The organism is Streptomyces sp. NPDC002787, assembly GCF_053592095.1.
Genome location: NZ_JBSFVC010000090.1, coordinates 1 through 1,757, shown reverse-complemented (window position 1 = coordinate 1,757; position 1,757 = coordinate 1). Strand labels below are relative to the sequence as shown.

2 protein-coding genes are annotated in these 1,757 nt (G+C 66.5%); one reads left to right on the top strand and one right to left on the bottom strand.

Features of this window, described 5'->3' with window-relative positions; translation table 11 throughout:
* Positions 1-95 precede the first annotated feature (95 nt).
* A complete protein-coding gene (locus ACWD26_RS44075) occupies positions 96-296 on the top strand; it encodes a type II toxin-antitoxin system VapB family antitoxin (protein ID WP_451279404.1) in 201 nt (66 codons plus the stop codon).
* Between the two features lie 65 nt (positions 297-361).
* Here the strand turns inward: ACWD26_RS44075 and ACWD26_RS44070 are convergent, their stop codons facing one another.
* Positions 362-1,600: an IS701 family transposase gene (locus ACWD26_RS44070; protein ID WP_451279406.1), complete on the bottom strand. Its 1,239-nt coding sequence runs from the start codon at positions 1,598-1,600 to the stop codon at positions 362-364.
* Positions 1,601-1,757: the final 157 nt, after the last annotated feature.

Here is a 1,757-nt window from a genome sequence, read left to right as displayed (position 1 = left end):
TAATACTCCAGCTGTAGATCGTGATCTTCATTGTTTCGTGCCATCGATTCCTTGAGCGGCTAAGGTCCGGATGCAACGCGACGAAGGGGAGCACCGTGGCCAAGATCAGCATCAGTCTCGATGCCGAGCTGGTAGTGGAGGTGATGGTCCTTGCCGGGGTCGGATCGCCTCAGGACGCCGTCGAATTGGTTGTGCGGGACTACATCGCCCGAGGCCATCGCACGGAGGCACGCGCCGAGCTCAGGGATCAGAGTCTGCGTGAGGTCGAGGTCAAGCCGCAGGACCCGCAGGGCTGATCATTCAGCGTGGTTGAGGCCATCACACTGGACTGGCACGCTCAAGGTTCAATGGCACGGGACATTCACGTCCGGAATGCGGCTTGCCGCCGGTAGTGACTGGTGCGGGATTGGGCTTGATGGCGGCGTCTCCAGTCGGACCAGGCGAGCCGGTGGGCTGCGTCGTGGGCTGGCCGGACGACGAGCGCGGTGAACAGGCGCTGGATCTCGTTGCAGGACAGCGGGACCAGGTCGACCGCTCCGGGACGGCGGGCGTGTTCGTCGGCTCGGACGACGGCGAGGAAGGCGTGGGCGAGCATGACGAGGGTGACCCAGCGGGTCCAAGAGGGGTAGCGGCGGACCTGGTGCTCATCGAGTCCGGCCAGCCCCTTCTCGGTCTGGAAGGTCTCCTCCACCCGCCATCTGGATCCGGCGACCCGCACCAACTCGGCCAGCGGCACCGGTTGGGGTGAAAGGCAGCGGTAGTAGGCGAGTTCACCGGTGGCGCGGTTACGGCGGATCAACAACTGGTGATGGCCCGGGCCAGGGTCGGCGAGGTCGATGACCGCCCAGTCGTAGAAGCGGTGCCCCTTCGCGCCGCGACCGGCCGACAGCTTCTGCCAGGCCCTCTTCGGCAGCCGCTTGACCAGGCGGTCTGCCCGGAACTTGCCTGCTGTGGTGGGGACTTCGGCCGAGCAGGCCACCGCGAGGACGTAGCCGATGCCGCGTTCCTGCAGAGCCGTGCGCAGTTTCGGGTTGCTGCCGTAGACCTCGTCGCCGGTGACCCAGCCCACATGGTGTCCCGCGTCCAGGAACCGCTCGATCATCGTGCGGGCCAGTTCCGGCTTGGTCGCGAAGACAGTGTCCTCGCCGAGCCCTGCGGCCCGGCAGCGGTCCGGGTCACACGTCCAGGAACGTGGGATGTACAGCTCCCGGTCCACCGCCGCGTGTCCGCGCGTGCCCGCGTAGACGAGGTAGACCGCGACCTGGGAGTTCTCGATCCTGCCGGCCGTTCCGGTGTACTGGCGCTGGACGGCGACGGTGTGGGTGCCCTTCTTCACGTCGCCGGTCTCGTCGACGACCAGCACCGCGGCCTCATCATGGAGGTGCTCGACCACGTACTCACGCACGTCATCGCGGACGGCATCGGCATCCCAGACGGCCCGGCACAGCAGATGCTGCATGCCGTGCGGGCTGGTCTCCCCGGCCCACTCCGCGATCGTCCAGCAATTCTTGCGAGGCAGGTCCGACAGCAGACCCAAGACCAACCGCCCGGCCCGCAGGCGGGGTTCATATCGGGCGAAGCGGCCCGCGATCCTGCCCATGGCCACCTCGAACGCCTCCCGCCAACGGGCGAGATCTATGCTGTGACCTGCGGCCACCGTCTCGTCGTTTGTCCACACAACTCACGATGATCAACGGTGGCCGTGCTCGTCTCCGCACTGGCCCTCACCAACAAGATCACGATCTACAGCTGGAGTA

Coding starts and splice junctions, on each gene's coding strand:
- ACWD26_RS44070 (WP_451279406.1), bottom strand. CDS start 1,600: ATGGGCAGGATCGCGGGCCGCTTCGCCCGATATGAACCCCGCCTGCGG.